At 50.5% G+C, this 14,880-nt stretch carries 15 protein-coding genes and 3 pseudogenes; 8 read left to right on the top strand and 10 right to left on the bottom strand.

Annotated elements, in window-relative coordinates; translation table 11 throughout:
• Positions 1-109: 109 nt before the first annotated feature.
• From ABZJ92_RS22450 to mdtI, 3 genes are all read left to right on the top strand, one after another.
• Entirely contained in the window at positions 110-280 is a 171-nt protein-coding gene (locus ABZJ92_RS22450) for a protein YdgV (RefSeq protein ID WP_001303517.1), read from the top strand.
• Between the two features lie 106 nt (positions 281-386).
• Complete coding sequence (gene mdtJ, locus ABZJ92_RS08880) at positions 387-752, top strand: multidrug/spermidine efflux SMR transporter subunit MdtJ (RefSeq protein ID WP_000276149.1); 366 nt, start codon at positions 387-389, stop codon at positions 750-752.
• The gene (mdtI, locus tag ABZJ92_RS08875) at positions 739-1,068 is read left to right on the top strand and encodes a multidrug/spermidine efflux SMR transporter subunit MdtI (protein WP_000046666.1); all 330 of its coding nucleotides are present in this window, start codon (positions 739-741) and stop codon (positions 1,066-1,068) included. The genes mdtJ and mdtI overlap by 14 nt, the downstream gene beginning before the upstream one ends.
• A 38-nt stretch (positions 1,069-1,106) precedes the next feature.
• Here the strand turns inward: mdtI and ABZJ92_RS08870 are convergent, their stop codons facing one another.
• The 3 genes from ABZJ92_RS08870 to asr all read right to left on the bottom strand — a co-directional run bounded on the left by ABZJ92_RS08870 (position 1,107) and on the right by asr (position 2,512).
• Entirely contained in the window at positions 1,107-1,928 is an 822-nt protein-coding gene (locus ABZJ92_RS08870; protein ID WP_001260855.1) for a trypsin-like serine peptidase, read from the bottom strand.
• Between the two features lie 99 nt (positions 1,929-2,027).
• The gene (ydgU, locus tag ABZJ92_RS08865) at positions 2,028-2,111 is read right to left on the bottom strand and encodes a small membrane protein YdgU (RefSeq protein ID WP_000233090.1); all 84 of its coding nucleotides are present in this window, start codon (positions 2,109-2,111) and stop codon (positions 2,028-2,030) included.
• Between the two features lie 92 nt (positions 2,112-2,203).
• A complete protein-coding gene (gene asr, locus ABZJ92_RS08860) occupies positions 2,204-2,512 on the bottom strand; it encodes an acid resistance repetitive basic protein Asr (RefSeq protein ID WP_011110587.1) in 309 nt (102 codons plus the stop codon).
• Positions 2,513-2,767: 255 nt separating this feature from the next.
• Here asr and ABZJ92_RS08855 point away from each other — a divergent pair, with 255 nt between their 5' ends.
• Positions 2,768-2,887, top strand: coding sequence for a KPN_01571 family protein (locus tag ABZJ92_RS08855; RefSeq protein WP_001299090.1), 120 nt, complete (start codon positions 2,768-2,770; stop codon positions 2,885-2,887).
• 48 nt (positions 2,888-2,935) lie between these two features.
• Here ABZJ92_RS08855 and ABZJ92_RS08850 read toward each other — a convergent pair.
• Positions 2,936-4,189 (bottom strand): annotated as a pseudogene (locus ABZJ92_RS08850) (MFS transporter).
• Positions 4,190-4,295: 106 nt separating this feature from the next.
• On the opposite strand from ABZJ92_RS08850, the gene ABZJ92_RS08845 reads away from it, so the two are divergent.
• The 3 genes from ABZJ92_RS08845 (at position 4,296) to bioD (ending at position 7,382) form a co-directional block, all read left to right on the top strand.
• Entirely contained in the window at positions 4,296-5,207 is a 912-nt protein-coding gene (locus ABZJ92_RS08845) for a LysR family transcriptional regulator (RefSeq protein WP_001019539.1), read from the top strand.
• Positions 5,208-5,341: 134 nt separating this feature from the next.
• A complete protein-coding gene (gene mlc, locus ABZJ92_RS08840; protein WP_000225287.1) occupies positions 5,342-6,562 on the top strand; it encodes a sugar metabolism global transcriptional regulator Mlc in 1,221 nt (406 codons plus the stop codon).
• Between the two features lie 124 nt (positions 6,563-6,686).
• On the top strand, positions 6,687-7,382 hold the full coding sequence (bioD, locus tag ABZJ92_RS08835) for a dethiobiotin synthase (RefSeq protein ID WP_000919213.1): 696 nt from the start codon (positions 6,687-6,689) through the stop codon (positions 7,380-7,382).
• On the opposite strand, the gene clcB is transcribed toward bioD, so the two are convergent.
• The 6 genes and pseudogenes from clcB to ABZJ92_RS08805 all read right to left on the bottom strand — a co-directional run.
• On the bottom strand, positions 7,335-8,627 hold the full coding sequence (gene clcB, locus ABZJ92_RS08830; RefSeq protein WP_071829158.1) for a voltage-gated ClC-type chloride channel ClcB: 1,293 nt from the start codon (positions 8,625-8,627) through the stop codon (positions 7,335-7,337). The genes bioD and clcB overlap by 48 nt on opposite strands.
• A 158-nt stretch (positions 8,628-8,785) precedes the next feature.
• Entirely contained in the window at positions 8,786-9,400 is a 615-nt protein-coding gene (dmsD, locus tag ABZJ92_RS08825; RefSeq protein WP_000148710.1) for a Tat proofreading chaperone DmsD, read from the bottom strand.
• 42 nt (positions 9,401-9,442) lie between these two features.
• Positions 9,443-10,297, bottom strand: coding sequence for a selenate reductase membrane anchor subunit YnfH (ynfH, locus tag ABZJ92_RS08820; RefSeq protein ID WP_000526473.1), 855 nt, complete (start codon positions 10,295-10,297; stop codon positions 9,443-9,445).
• A gap of 1 nt (position 10,298) precedes the next feature.
• Positions 10,299-10,916 (bottom strand): DMSO reductase like molybdoenzyme iron-sulfur subunit YnfG, encoded by a 618-nt coding sequence (gene ynfG / locus ABZJ92_RS08815; protein ID WP_000213020.1) that lies wholly within the window; start codon positions 10,914-10,916, stop codon positions 10,299-10,301.
• A gap of 10 nt (positions 10,917-10,926) precedes the next feature.
• Positions 10,927-12,965 (bottom strand): annotated as a pseudogene (locus ABZJ92_RS08810) (DMSO/selenate family reductase complex A subunit).
• 60 nt (positions 12,966-13,025) lie between these two features.
• Positions 13,026-14,051, bottom strand: a pseudogene (locus ABZJ92_RS08805) (molybdopterin dinucleotide binding domain-containing protein); the annotation flags it as partial.
• Positions 14,052-14,366: 315 nt separating this feature from the next.
• Here ABZJ92_RS08805 and ABZJ92_RS08800 point away from each other — a divergent pair.
• Positions 14,367-14,819 (top strand): hypothetical protein, encoded by a 453-nt coding sequence (locus ABZJ92_RS08800; RefSeq protein WP_353765435.1) that lies wholly within the window; start codon positions 14,367-14,369, stop codon positions 14,817-14,819.
• Positions 14,820-14,880 lie beyond the last annotated feature (61 nt).

Raw genomic sequence — 14,880 nt, 5'->3', positions numbered from 1 at the left:
GCTAATAATAATGTCTTTTTCGCTCCGTCATCATAACGAAAATCAAACCGCTCAGGTAAAGAAGTGAAAATATTTTGAGTTAATTCTTAAGCTATGATACAAATCAGGCGTGTTCAACTACCGAGGACAATTATCATCTGCGATGACGAGAAGCAACACTGCGGATAATTGTAATATTATGGACAATTTGTTCAGGACGTTATTTTCTACATTTACCCATCTTCGTACCTCATCCACTATCTTGCTCGTAGGTGAGCAGCACTGGCGCAACGCGCTTTAGTCCTTTCTTCTGCCTAAGCTTGCCCTATGCGCAGGGCTTGACCACTTTACTTTGGTTTCGCTGAATTAAGCGAAAATTAAAATAGTTCTCTTGCAGGAGAAGGACAATGTATATTTATTGGATTTTATTAGGTCTGGCTATTGCTACAGAAATTACCGGTACGCTGTCAATGAAATGGGCGAGCGTCAGTGAGGGAAATGGCGGCTTTATTTTAATGCTGGTGATGATTTCTCTGTCGTATATATTTCTCTCTTTCGCCGTTAAAAAAATCGCCTTAGGCGTAGCTTATGCGCTGTGGGAAGGTATCGGTATTTTATTTATTACCTTGTTTAGCGTTTTGTTATTCGACGAAAGTTTATCGCTGATGAAAATTGCCGGGTTAACCACCCTGGTCGCCGGGATAGTGTTGATCAAATCAGGTACCCGTAAAGCGCGTAAACCTGAACTGGAGGTGAACCATGGCGCAGTTTGAATGGGTTCACGCCGCCTGGCTGGCATTGGCAATCGTGCTGGAAATCGTTGCTAACGTCTTTTTGAAATTTTCTGACGGCTTTCGTCGCAAAATATTTGGCTTGCTCTCCCTGGCGGCGGTGCTGGCGGCCTTTAGTGCGCTTTCTCAGGCCGTTAAAGGGATCGACTTGTCTGTCGTTTATGCATTGTGGGGCGGGTTTGGTATTGCCGCCACGTTAGCCGCAGGTTGGATCTTGTTTGGTCAACGGTTAAATCGTAAAGGCTGGATTGGCCTGGTCTTGCTGTTGGCTGGAATGATCATGGTGAAACTTGCCTGATGAAGACGCTGCCCGCGCTGTCGGGCAGCGTTTGAACATTATTTTTGCGACAGTTGATCCAGCTTGTCGCGAAAACCGGTAACAGAAATGGCCCGGTTATCGGCGCGCCAGCGATCTTTCGCGGCAGGAGCCGAACTTTGCACCCCAATTAATTGCCAGCCGTCATCGGTATGCAACATCAGAGGCGAACCGCTGTCACCCGGCAAGGTATCGCACTGATGTGACATCACCGACGTTTGCGCCCAGCCAGTCACTTCACAGTTTTGATGACTGTATAACGTATCGAGATGATCTTCAGGGTATCCCGCCTGAGTCACTTTACGACCAGCCGATTTTAATGCGGCAGTAAGCGCGGCTTTATCTCCCTCAAATAACGGCAACGGTGTAATGCCAGAAGGGGGATTACGTAGCACAATCAATCCGAAGTCCCACGGTGCAGCTGCGGGAGGAACAATCCAACCATCCCCATCTGCTTTTAACCGCTTTCCCAGTGTCGGATCAACGCGGCCTTCTATGTCGTGGATCTCATAGCGCCAAAGACCTTTATTTGACACAAAACGCAGCGCTACCGCCTTATCCGCTTTACCCTTAGGCGGCGTCAATAAACAGTGTCCTGCCGTTAATGCCAGATTGGGTGCAATCAGCGTCGCCGTACATAAATTGCCGCTGGCCGTTTCCAGTTGCCCAACCGCATCCCACGGTGATTGGGTCGTGTCATTCACTGGCACACGATCATCATGACCAAAAAACAGGGTGCTGACCTCATCGTTTGCCGATTTGGCAACGTCTGGTTTATCTGCAAACACAAAAGCAGACGTCAAACTAATTGCACCCAACACTACAGCAATGGTTGTACGCATATCACACTCTGGTGGGTAATTATGATTATTAAAAGCAAACCCTCATAAATACTATAGACGGGACGGGATGAAAGTGGGAGTAAAATCAGATAACTACAGTCAGGAAAGATAAAAACGGGCGGCAATCAGTGCGCATAAAATAAGGATGATAAGAATGAACTCAAAGCGATAACGGCCCACCATACTACCCTCCGCTAAAGGCGGTGCTAAACGTTACCCGCTTAGCACCGTAATTTTCAGGCGCGAGGGGGCGCGCCAGCATTACTGTTGAAAACTTACGCTGCGGGTTGTGCAGCAGGTTTTGCCGGTTGCTGATGGCCGTGTTTCCCGGCGTGTTTCTTCGCTGCCTGCGCTTTTTGTTCAGGGGCTTTCTGTTCAGCTTTCGTATTTTTATGATGCTTTTTAGCCGCCTGCGCTTTCTGGGCAGGTGCTGCTTTATGCTGTTTTTTATGATGTGTAGTTTTCGCTGGCGCTGCTTTGGTGGTCGTCGCAGTCGGAGCAGGTGTGGTCGCAGTCTCTGCAGCAAAGGCGGCAGAAGACAGACCCATAGCAGCGGCAACAACCAGAGCTAATACTTTTTTCATTGTCATACCCTCAATTTGTTTTTTCATTTAACCCCACTGCGGGGCCGTTGAAATAACTATATCCCTGGGAATGGCAGACTTCCGTGAGTGGTTGGTTTCAGCGTGTAACGATATGTACAAACGCTGAATAAATTACAGCGTTGATAATAACGTATTGTGACTTAAGGAAAATTTAGCTACCAATAATAGTAGTCTTGATCGGGTTAACTATTATACTACTTACAAAGCGGTAGAATAACTGCGCATCAGTAATAAATGACACACAGCAAAATGAATCCGTTTATTTGGGTACTTATAATCCTGATGACGCTAGATGCGCTGCGGGAATTGGCTGGCGCTTCGTCTATTTTAGGATGGCTATTAACGTTGGTTTGAGCAGGCAATAAGTCCGGACGGGTATTTACCGCAGTCCGGACTTATTTTTCAGGCGTGCAGACGACGATGCAAACGCGTCCCGACCAGCAGAGCAATGACCAGCATCAGAGCAATAAATGCGCCGACGCCGTTCCAGCCATAGTTATGCCAGAAAACACCACCCAGCGTCCCGGCAATACTCGACCCCAGATAGTAACTGAACAGATACAGCGAGGAGGCCTGGCCTTTAGCGCGTTTTGCGCGGGGGCCGATCCAGCTGCTGGCTACTGAGTGGGCTGCGAAGAATCCGGCTGAGAAGAGTAACATTCCGGCAAAGATCAGCCACAGCGAGCTAAATAAGGTCATCAGTAAACCAAACGGCATAACTCCCGTCGAAAACAACATCACCGGACCGCGCCCATAGCGGGTGGTCATGGTTCCGGCTTTGGGTGAGCTCCATGTACCGGTCAAATAAGCCAGCGATAATAAGCCAACCACGGCCTGACTGACATGCTAGGGGGAAAGCATCAACCGATAGCCGATGTAATTAAACAGCGTGACGAACGACCCCATCAGCAAAAAGCCTTCTGCGAACAATAACGGTAATCCCCGGTCACGCCAGTGCAGACGAAAGTTGATAAATAACGTCTTAGGGCGCAGCGAAGTCGGGCAAAAATGGCGTGATTCAGGGAGGATTTTCCAGAACATCAACGCCGAGGCCAGCGCGAAACAACCGATTGCCGCCAGAGCAATTCGCCAGTTGAAAAAGTCCGTGAAGACACCACTAATTAAGCGTCCGCTCATGCCGCCAATTGAGTTGCCGCTGATATACAACCCCATCGAAAAGGCCACGAAACTGGGGTGGATTTCCTCGCTAAGATAAGTCATGCCAACAGCTGCCACGCCACTTAACGAAAGCCCAATCAAGGCGCGCATAATCAAAATGCCGTGCCAGCTGGTCATCATTGTCGAAAGTAACGTACAAATGGAGGCCAACAGTAGCGCCGTGACCATCACTGGTTTGCGACCAATGGCATCGGATAGCGGGCCAGTAAATAGCAAACCGATAGCCAACATCGCCGTGGAAATGGACAGTGAAATACTACTGTTCGCGGGCGTTAAGCCAAACTCCTGCGAAAGCACCGGAAGGATAGGCTGCACACAATAGAGAAGTGCAAAGGTTGCCAGTCCGGCAGAGAACAGCGCCAGGGTGACGCGCATAAATTGCGGCGTACCGCGTTTAATAAATTGATTTGGCTGAGAAATGCTTTGCTTGTCAGTGTCGCTTGCCGGAGCGCCATCAACAGTTGTAGTACGGCTCACTTGAAATCCTTGCTAAATATGCCTGTGGATCAGGCTTATACATAGGGTAGGAAAATCGAATTGTTCTGTCTAATATATTAATAATCTCAAATAAGATGTTTTAAATATGAATATTGAACTTCGTCATCTGCGTTACTTTGTTGCTGTTGCGGAAGAGCTGCATTTTGGGCGCGCGGCTGCCCGCCTGAATATTTCGCAACCGCCGCTAAGTCAGCAGATTCAGGCACTGGAGCAACAAATCGGTGCCCGACTGCTGGCACGAACTAATCGCAGTGTATTGCTGACGGCAGCAGGAAAACAGTTTCTTGCAGATAGTCGGCAAATCCTGTCTATGGTGGATGACGCTGCCGCTCGCGCTGAAAGACTGCATCAGGGTGAAGCGGGGGAGTTGCGTATTGGTTTTACTTCGTCCGCTCCTTTTATTCGGGCGGTGTCCGATACGTTATCGCTGTTTCGCCGTGATTATCCTGATGTCCATTTACAAACCCGCGAAATGAACACTCGCGAGCAAATCGCTCCGCTCATTGAAGGAACGCTGGATATGGGATTGCTGCGTAACACAGCGTTACCGGAGACGCTTGAACACGCAGTCATCGTCCATGAACCGCTTATGGCGATGATCCCGTACGATCATCCCCTGGCAAATAATCCGAGTGTAACACTGGCTGAACTGGCTGAACTGGCTGAACTGGCGAAAGAACCCTTTGTCTTTTTTGATCCGCACGTCGGGACTGGGCTGTATGACGATATTCTCGGACTGATGCGACGTTACCATTTGACGCCCGTCATCACTCAGGAGGTGGGCGAGGCAATGACCATCATCGGTCTGGTTTCCGCCGGTCTGGGTGTTTCAATTTTGCCTGCGTCATTTAAACGTGTTCAGCTCAACGAAATGCGCTGGGTGCCGATTGCTGAAGAGGATGCGGTTTCTGAAATGTGGTTGGTCTGGCCGAAACATCATGAACAAAGTCCAGCTGCGCGTAACTTTCGTATTCATCTGCTGAATGCTCTCAGGTGAGGGAAATTTCAGCGAAAAAGCCCGAAAAATGTGCTGTTAATCACATGCCTAAGTAAAAATTTGACGACACGTATTGAAGTGCTTCACCATAGCCTACAGATTATTTCGGAGCGCGAAAATATAGGGAGTATGCGGTGGTTGCTGAAAACCAGCCTGGGCACATTGATCAAATAAAGCAGACCAACGCGGGCGCGGTTTATCGCCTGATTGATCAGCTTGGTCCAGTCTCGCGTATCGATCTTTCCCGTCTGGCGCAGCTGGCTCCTGCCAGTATCACTAAAATTGTCCGTGAGATGCTCGAAGCACACCTGGTGCGAGAGCTGGAAATCAAAGAAGCGGGGAACCGTGGCCGTCCGGCGGTGGGGCTGGTGGTTGAAACTGAAGCCTGGCACTATCTTTCTCTGCGCATTAGTCGCGGGGAGATTTTCCTTGCTCTGCGCGATCTGAGCAGCAAACTGGTGGTGGAAGAGTCGCAGGAACTGGCGTTAAAAGATGACTTGCCATTGCTGGATCGTATCATTTCCCATATCGATCAGTTTTTTATCCGCCACCAGAAAAAACTTGAGCGTCTAACTTCGATTGCCATAACCCTGCCGGGAATTATTGATACGGAAAATGGTATTGTACATCGCATGCCGTTCTACGAGGATGTAAAAGAGATGCCGCTCGGCGAGGCGCTGGAGCAGCATACCGGCGTACCGGTTTATATTCAGCATGATATCAGCGCATGGACGATGGCAGAGGCCTTGTTTGGTGCCTCACGCGGGGCGCGCGATGTGATTCAGGTGGTTATCGATCACAACGTGGGGGTGGGCGTCATTACCGATGGTCATCTGCTACACGCAGGCAGCAGTAGTCTCGTGGAAATAGGCCACACACAGGTCGACCCATATGGTAAACGCTGTTATTGCGGGAACCACGGCTGCCTCGAAACCATCGCCAGTGTGGACAGTATTCTTGAGCTGGCACAGCTGCGTCTCAATCAATCCATGAGCTCGATGTTACATGGGCAACCGTTAACCGTGGACTCATTGTGTCAGGCGGCATTGCGCGGCGATCTACTGGCAAAAGACATCATTATCGGGGTGGGCGCGCATGTAGGGCGCATTCTTGCCATCATGGTGAATTTATTTAACCCACAAAAAATACTGATTGGCTCACCGTTAAGTAAAGCGGCAGATATCCTCTTCCCGGTCATCTCAGACAGCATCCGTCAGCAGGCCCTTCCTGCGTATAGTCAGCACATTAGCGTTGAGAGTACTCAGTTTTCTAACCAGGGCACGATGGCAGGCGCTGCACTGGTAAAAGACGCGATGTATAACGGTTCTTTGTTGATTCGTCTGTTGCAGGGTTAACATTTTTTAACTGTTCTACCAAAATTTGCGCTATCTCAATTTGGGCCAGGAAAGCATAACTTAGACTTTCAAGGTTAATTATTTTCCTAGTTTATATTTGTGAAGCATAACGGTGGAGTTAGTGATGCTGAAGCGTTTCTTTATTACCGGTACAGACACTTCTGTAGGGAAAACGGTGGTTTCCCGCGCATTGCTACAAGCGTTAGCCTCCCAGGGAAAAAGGGTTGCGGGATATAAACCCGTAGCGAAGGGGAGCAAAGAGACACCCGAAGGGCTGCGTAATAAAGATGCCTTGGTGTTGCAGAGTGTTTCAACCATCGAACTGCCTTATGAAGCAGTTAATCCTATCGCGTTAAGCGAAGAAGAAAGTAGCGTGGCGCACAGTTGCCCAATCAATTACACCCTCATTTCAAACGGCCTGGCAAACCTGACCGATAAAGTCGATCATGTCGTGGTAGAAGGGACTGGCGGCTGGCGCAGTCTGATGAATGATTTGCGTCCACTCTCTGAATGGGTAGTGCAGGAACAACTGCCGGTGTTGATGGTTGTCGGTATTCAGGAAGGTTGCATTAACCATGCACTGCTAACAGCTCAGGCGATCGCCAACGACGGGCTGCCGCTCATTGGCTGGGTGGCTAACCGAATCAACCCAGGACTGGCGCATTATGCGGAAATCATTGATGTGCTGGGTAAAAAACTTCCGGCACCGCTCATTGGTGAACTGCCTTATCTGCCGCGCGCCGAACAGCGTGAACTGGGGCAATACATCCGCTTAGCTATGCTGCGCAGTGTGCTGGCGGTAGATAGAGTCACGGTGTAACGTCCGCGAAATTACCGACGCAATTACGCAGGCAATCAATAAACCGGGGAGTAGCTGATACTCCCCGGTCATTTCACATATCATCAACGTCGACATAATCGGCGCGTGCGTGGTTGCCGCCAACAGTGTCGCCATCCCGGTCAATCCGAGTAAAAGCGTAATTTCTTCGCCATCAGGGAACCATAATCCCAGGCTACGACCATACAACATGCCAATGGCAAGACCGATAAATAGCGTCGGTGTAAAGACACCACCGGGTGCGCCGGAACCGCTACTCGCCAGCACGGCACACAGTTTACAAAGGAAGATCCCGGCAATGATCATTAACAGTGGTGGGGCGGTTAAAAAGGATTGTACGGTGCTATAGCCGTTGCCCCACACTGCAGGTGTGAACAGGGAAAGCAGACCCACGATCAACCCGCCTAGTGCCAGTTGCCAGGGCGGCGCAAGTTTGAGACTCACAAATCCACGATGACAGGCGTTCATTAACGTTAACAACAGTGGTCCGCACAGACCTGCCAGCACACCTGTACTGATAATCAGCGCATAGTCACGAGCCTGAACCGTCACTGAGAGTTGTACGTTGTAGAGTAACGCGTCGCTATGATTAATCAGATTGCTAACCAGCCATGCCACGATGGCGGAAATAATCACCGGGCCGAGAGAGGCCAACATCATAGTGCCAAACAGCACTTCGGCTATAAATAAACTGCCAGCAAGCGGGGCACGATAGGCCGCAGCCATTCCCGCCGCGGCCCCACAGGCGATCCATAATTTCCATTCCTGGCGTGGCGTAAAACGTTGGGCAAAACAGGAGGCGGCAAGGGCAGCTAAAAGAATCATCGCACCTTCGCGACCAATTGCACTGCCGCTGGTTACTACCAGCAGCGAGGCAAGCGATTTAACCAGGCTTGCTGCGTAATCGAACTGTCCATCGGTTTGCAACGCTTCCATGTAATCGGTCGGCGCATGAGGGCGTTGTTGGGTAAATTTCTGCCAGCCCATCAGCAACAAACCCGCCGCCAGTCCGCCGAGCGCCGGAGTTAGCAGCCGTCGCCAGGAGGAAAGGTTTGTCGCTGCATTGACCAGACTGCCGGAGTCATTATTGAGGAACAACCACTCCAGTAGCAGCATCGCATGACGAAACCCGGCAACGGCAAAGACAGCGAGAATACCGACGACTGTTGCGATAAGCAGACGGCGGAACATAGTGCGCAGATCCGGATAGATGTGTAGATGATGCATGAGCAGAAATGGGCAATGAAACACGGGCGACTATTTTGCGGCAAAAGAGGCCAACCGCAAAAGCAGTGCGTGCTTTAAGAGATAAAAAAACGTGACATTGTAACGTATTATTGCCGAATCGTGCGTAATCGTCACCATCCGGCAATATTACGGTGATCCTATCGAAAGAGTGGTTTAACCGCGACAGGAATCAACAGTTGTGATTGCCATTGCGCCAGCGTTAAGCGAGCCAGTTCACCCAGTGCACGGTAGAAAGGGTGTTCTGCTTTTTCGATAAAAACATCAAGAAAACGTGTTGACCACGGAAAAAGGTGCCATGCCAGCAATTCTTCGCATTCTGTCTGGCGACCATTCTCCGCCAACCACGCAGCCATCAACAGCAGTGAACCAAAATGATCTTCCGGTTCGTTTTGCTTCATTTCAAACTGAATGCCTTTCTCGCGCATCCACTGACGAAGTGCCAATGTTGAATCGCCAAACAGCACAGATTCGCGATCCAGCCAGACCGACCCCCACGGCGGAGACGGCAGTGCCCACGGGCCGACAAACAAACGCTGCCAGGCCTGGGCGTGAGTCTCTTCACACTGTGTCTGAAAAGCCGTCACCAGCGGCGCTAATGACGCTTCTGGTAGAGGCCACTGAGTTTCCCAGCCGTCACTGGTGAGTACCGCAACCAGAGGTGCGGCTTCCGCACTCTCTGGAGCGTAATAAAACAGCGCGCCCAACACGCGCGCCGCGACAGAAAAATTATCTTGCTGTGAAAAATGGGTCATTCCTAACATCCTGAAATGTGCGGGTTGCCCCGCACCAATTTGTTAACCTGCAATAGCCATTCCTACTGTCATGTGCAGGCCATAAAAGAGCACACGCCCGATCATCTCACCAACAAGTATGAGGATTAGCCCCAGAACAAGTCCGGCAACGTGAGGTTCACGGCGACGAATGAGCGGACAAAGCCAGCATCCAAGACCTGCGCATAACAATACCACACGCCAGACCTGTAAGGAGGCGTAATCTGGTACCAGTGCGCTGGCTTGTTGCACGGATGAGTGAATAGACGCCAGAGACAAACCTTGCAGCACAATCACCTCGGCACAAGCGATCAGCGCCAGAACGCTAATGATGGCAAATGGTGTGGTATTAAATGTAACGCGGGCTGCCCGCAGAATTGCGGCAGCAAGTATTGGACCGCTCAACAATACCGTCAGGAAGAAAGCCAGCGTAGTGTAACCGTTATGCCAGGTTGGCACGGTGTCGATTTGATACACGCAGGTCATCATCCAGACGAAAATGACGCCGAGCGCCATGCTGACAAGTAACCAGAGTTTCCCCAACGCTTGCGGCATTTTACCGATGACCGCCACCAGCCACCATAGTCCGCCAACGGCAAAAAATATGGAACCGGCAGCAATCTCGTTACTCAGACCAGAAGCTCCGATTCGATTCAGCGAGTTAAACGCTCGCAGTGGCGATCCCAGGTGCATGACAGAGGCAATAAACCCGATGCCCATCAACAGCCAGAGGAAAAACATGCCACGAACAATGTGCTGACGGTCTGCGTCATTTTTGGCGGCGAACCAGCCAATTCCGCTAACAATCAGCGCGCCTACTACGCATTGACCCAATACGGTAAAGATAACCAGTGGCCATTCATGCCATCCATTTCCCATTTTACACTTCCTCCGGATTAGCCAGATAACCAGTGGTATCGCCGGTCGGGCGGCTGTTGGCGTTAGGTTTGATAACGATATTGGGTTTTGTGAAATGCGCGCGCGGCAGTGGCGCGACGGCAGCCAGAGTGCCGTGCTTCTGGCGCAGCTCTTCAATTGGACCGAACTCAAGTGCACGCAGCGGGCAGGATTCGACGCATATGGGTTGTTTCCCCTCGGCGACGCGCGAATAACAACCATCGCACTTCGTCATGTGCCCTTTTTCAGCATTGTACTGTGGTGCGCCGTACGGACAAGCCATGTGGCAGTAGCGGCAGCCGATACAAACATCTTCATCAACCACCACAAAGCCATCTTCACGCTTATGCATTGCGCCGCTGGGGCAGACTTTTGTACATGCGGGGTCATCGCAATGGTTACAGGAGATGGAGAGATAATAAGCGAACACGTTCTGGTGCCAGATGCCATTATCTTCCTGCCAGTCGCCGCCAGCATATTCATAAATACGGCGGAAACTGACTTCCGGGCCAAGATCTTTAAAATCTTTGCACGCCAGTTCGCAGGTTTTACAGCCAGTACAGCGGCTGGAATCGATAAAAAATCCATATTGTGTGGTCATGGGCTACTCCTTAAACCTTTTCGATCTGGACAAGATTGCTGTGCGACGGGTTTCCCTTTGCCAGCGGTGAAGGGCGGTGAGAGGTCAGAATATTGATACTGCCGCCGTGATCGACCCGGTCACCAAACATATCCGCTTTAAGCCACGCACCTTGCCCGATGGCGGTAACGCCAGGCAGAATACGCGGAGTCACTTTTGCGGCAATCAGCATTTCTCCATTATTGTTAAATACCCGCACGGTATCGCCATGACGGATACCGCGTGCCTGAGCATCAATGGGGTTGATCCACACCTCTTGTGGGCAGGCCTGCTGTAACACATCAATATTGCCGTAGCTGGAGTGGGTACGCGCTTTGGTTTGGCGACTTCACTCAGCATCCAGTAGATGGGTTTGCGTTCAAATTTTGCTGAGGTTGCGGGTTGGGCGAGGATCACATAGCCCATATTCCCTGCAGATTCATGAGAGATAAGGTCTTCTTGCTCTGTTGGCATCAGGTCAGGCAACAGGATATCGCAATACTTAGCCGAGGCCGTCATGAAGTGGTCAATGCCAACAATCATCTCGCACTTGCTGTCATCCTGAAGCACCTCATGGGTGTGATTGATGTCGCCATGTTGATTGATCAATGTGTTACTGGCGTAGCACCATAAAAACTTGATGGGGACATCCAGTTTTTCTTTTCCACGAACACCATCACGGGTCGCGGTCATTTTCGTACCATGGTCGATGGCATCTGTCCATGTAAAAACGGAAATCTGCGTTTTAACAGGATTCTCGAGCATCGGGAACCATTCTACCCCCAGATCCCAGCTACCTTCGCGTACACCTGAGTTGCCGCCGTTTATGCCGACGTTACCGGTAAGAACGGAAAGCATGGCAATAGCGCGGGACGTTTGTTCGCCGTTGGAGTGTCGTTGTGGCCCCCAACCCTGACAAATATAAGCAGGTTTTGCTGAACCGATCTCTCGTGCCAACTGGATAATTTTTTCTGCCGGGATGCTGGTGATTTTTGCTGCCCATTCCGGCGTTTTAGCTATGCCGTCAGGCCCTTCGCCCAGAATATAGGCTTTATAATGCGCGTTACGTGGTGCGTTGGCGGGCAGCGTTTTTTCATCGTAACCAACACAATATTTGTCGAGAAATGGCTGATCGACCATGTTTTCAGTAATCAGTACCCAGGCAATCGCACAGGCCAGTGCGCCATCGGTGCCAGGGCGAATGGGCAGCCATTCATCTTCACGCCCGGCAGCTGTGTCGTTATAGCGTGGATCGATGACGATCATGCGTGCGTTTGAACGTTCGCGGGCTTGCTCGACGTAGTAAGTGACACCACCGCCGCTCATCCGCGTTTCTGCCGGGTTATTTCCGAACATAACGACCAGTTTCGTATTGGCGATATCATCCGGGCTGTTGCCATCATTGGCACCGAACATATAACTCATTGCGGCACTGATCTGTGCGGTACTGTAGCTGCCATAGCGACTGAGAAAACCCCCGCAAGAGTTCATCAGACGGTACGGGACGTTCGAGTTGGTGATATTTCCGCCATCTACGCCTGTTCCGTACAGGACATGTACAGCCTCATTGCCGTAATCTTTCAGGATCCGCCGAAGATTATCACTGATGGTATCCAGGGCTTCGTCCCAACTTATCCGTTCAAATTTACCTTCACCGCGCTCGCCGACGCGCTTCATGGGATATTTCAACCTGTCAGGATGATTCATCCGTCGGCGGATAGAGCGCCCGCGTAAACATGCCCGAACCTGATGATTACCGTAAACGTCGTCACCTGTCGTATCAGACTCCACCCAGTACACGGTGTCATCTTTCACATGCAAACGTAGCAGACAGCGGCTCCCGCAGTTAACGGTGCAGGAACTCCAGACCGTTTTCTCTTCTACCGGAGCCTCTGCCGCCCGGACCATTTGGGAAAATGGCAGAGTGAAAGCACTGCTTGCCAGCGCGAGACTGCCAAGTGCGGAGGTTTTCATCAGACTTCTATGGCTGATTTCAGCCTTCATGAGCGCCTCTGTGGTATGGATTTTCATCATTACTCACTTATTGCTTTTCAAACAAAATGTCATGCCAGAATTTATGGTTGTAGTGGGTTATATTTTTTCGATCTCGACCAGATTAGTGTGCTGCGGGTTTCCCTTCGCCAGTGGTGAAGGGCGCAGAGTGGTTAGCGTATTCACACATCCGCCATGGTCGATTTTATCGCCAGACATATTGGGCTCGTGCCAGGCTCCCTGGCCCATAGCGCTAACTCCAGGGAGAATGCGTGGTGTTACTTTGGCTGGTAGCCGAACTTCGCCACGATGGTTAAACACCCGCACCATATCGCCGTTGGCAATCCCACGTTTCTGTGCATCTATAGGGTTGATCCACACCTCCTGACGGCAGGCTGCCTTCAGGACATCAATGTTGCCGTAGGTCGAGTGAGTACGGGATTTGTAATGGAAACCAAACAGTTGCAGTGGGAAGGTTCTACGTTCAGGGGAGTCCCAGCCTTCAAAGGTTGAGGCATAAACTGGCAGTGGGCTTATCACTTCATCTTTTTCCAGTTCCCAGGTACGGGCAATTTCCGCCAGCTTGCTGGAATAAATTTCAATCTTACCGGAAGGCGTTTTAAGTGGATTTGCCTCGGGGTCGTCACGAAATGCTTTGTAGGCGACAAAATGGCCATTGGGATCTTTACGCTTATAGATACCCATTTTTTTCAGTTCGTCGTAAGACGGTAACGCCGGATCTTTGGCAAGCATTTTGGCGTACAGATGTTGTAACCATTGTTCCTGCGTGCGACCTTCTGTGAACTTTTGATAGACGTCAGGTCCAAGACGTTTCGCGACTTCACTCAGGATCCAGTAAATCGGTTTACGTTCGAATTTTTCGCTGGTGACTGGCTGGAGGAAAATGAGATATCCCATGTTACCGGCGTAGTCGTTAGGAATAATATCTTCCTGCTCAACGGTCATCAGGTCTTCCAGCAGAATGTCGGCATATTTTGCCGATGAGGTCATAAAGTTTTCGATGACCACAATCATTTCGCATTTCGATTCGTCCTGCAGAATTTCATGCGTTTTGTTGATGTCAGAATGCTGATTAACGAGGGTATTTCCCGCGTAGTTCCAGATGGACTCCATTGCCAGACGGATGGATGGACTTGAAGTAGTTGACTCAATGCTACTTAAGGTCCTGATATGACTGACATTAATCATGATAACACTGTATATCCATCCAGTTCTTTCTCTGGGTCTCCCTATCGGTATCAGCAAGTCTACACCTCAAGCCCTGACACAAGGCTGACACAAATCAATCTACTCAGCGTAGCTAAGCCTCAGTTAGTCCGCAGAGCCAATGGTCGATATACTATCCGCTTCAGACTCAAGGGACAGACCACACCGTTTCTTTCAGTATCGACCCGCAGCACAGACAGGAGAGTAGCCACAATGCGTCAGAGAGAGCTTGCAGCCACCGCTAAGGCCTTCATGTTGGATAGGCCTGAAGTCTCACTACAGGAGCTTACAGAGCATCTCCGGTCTATGGCTGAGCAGTTCCTGACAGACGCTAGTGACGATTACTGGAATGGACTTGAGGTCGCTACTCTGGTCGACGAGAAGTCCAACCTGAAGGAGCTAGCCGCTACGCAAGCCTTGAGTCTGGACCAGCAGAAGGGCATAAGGTTAGCGCTGGAAGTCCTGACCGCAGCACAGCAGAGAGTCGACACTGGTGATACCTCTGGTCTGATTAAGCTGATTGATGATAATAACCTTACTGATGACTCAACTATAGGCGACTCTACGTCAATTCTGAATAATGAGCAGGGGGATAGACCGGCAGTTTTCACACAGGAGCGCCAGTCATCTGTAGTTTTTTCAAGCCTAGTTGAAGTGGCACACTGAATTTGGCCACCTGAACAGAGGTGATATGCTCACCTCAGAACAACACAGGTGCTCCAATGAA

The organism is Shigella sp. FJ200513, from assembly GCF_040495915.1.
Classification (GTDB): Bacteria; Pseudomonadota; Gammaproteobacteria; order Enterobacterales; family Enterobacteriaceae; genus ECMA0423.
Note: the sequence above shows the minus strand (reverse complement) of the source record. Positions and strands in the feature narration are given on the sequence as shown.

What these genes read in the sequence shown, in the direction of transcription:
- mdtJ (WP_000276149.1), top strand. Translation starts at nt 387, where the DNA reads ATGTATATTTATTGGATTTTATTAGGTCTGGCTATTGCTACAGAAATT.
- mdtI (WP_000046666.1), top strand. Translation starts at nt 739, where the DNA reads ATGGCGCAGTTTGAATGGGTTCACGCCGCCTGGCTGGCATTGGCAATC.
- ABZJ92_RS08870 (WP_001260855.1), bottom strand. Translation starts at nt 1,928, where the DNA reads ATGCGTACAACCATTGCTGTAGTGTTGGGTGCAATTAGTTTGACGTCT.
- ydgU (WP_000233090.1), bottom strand. Translation starts at nt 2,111, where the DNA reads ATGGTGGGCCGTTATCGCTTTGAGTTCATTCTTATCATCCTTATTTTA.
- asr (WP_011110587.1), bottom strand. Translation starts at nt 2,512, where the DNA reads ATGAAAAAAGTATTAGCTCTGGTTGTTGCCGCTGCTATGGGTCTGTCT.
- ABZJ92_RS08855 (WP_001299090.1), top strand. Translation starts at nt 2,768, where the DNA reads ATGACACACAGCAAAATGAATCCGTTTATTTGGGTACTTATAATCCTG.
- ABZJ92_RS08845 (WP_001019539.1), top strand. Translation starts at nt 4,296, where the DNA reads ATGAATATTGAACTTCGTCATCTGCGTTACTTTGTTGCTGTTGCGGAA.
- bioD (WP_000919213.1), top strand. Translation starts at nt 6,687, where the DNA reads ATGCTGAAGCGTTTCTTTATTACCGGTACAGACACTTCTGTAGGGAAA.
- clcB (WP_071829158.1), bottom strand. Translation starts at nt 8,627, where the DNA reads ATGCATCATCTACACATCTATCCGGATCTGCGCACTATGTTCCGCCGT.
- dmsD (WP_000148710.1), bottom strand. Translation starts at nt 9,400, where the DNA reads ATGACCCATTTTTCACAGCAAGATAATTTTTCTGTCGCGGCGCGCGTG.
- ynfH (WP_000526473.1), bottom strand. Translation starts at nt 10,297, where the DNA reads ATGGGAAATGGATGGCATGAATGGCCACTGGTTATCTTTACCGTATTG.
- ynfG (WP_000213020.1), bottom strand. Translation starts at nt 10,916, where the DNA reads ATGACCACACAATATGGATTTTTTATCGATTCCAGCCGCTGTACTGGC.
- ABZJ92_RS08800 (WP_353765435.1), top strand. Translation starts at nt 14,367, where the DNA reads ATGCGTCAGAGAGAGCTTGCAGCCACCGCTAAGGCCTTCATGTTGGAT.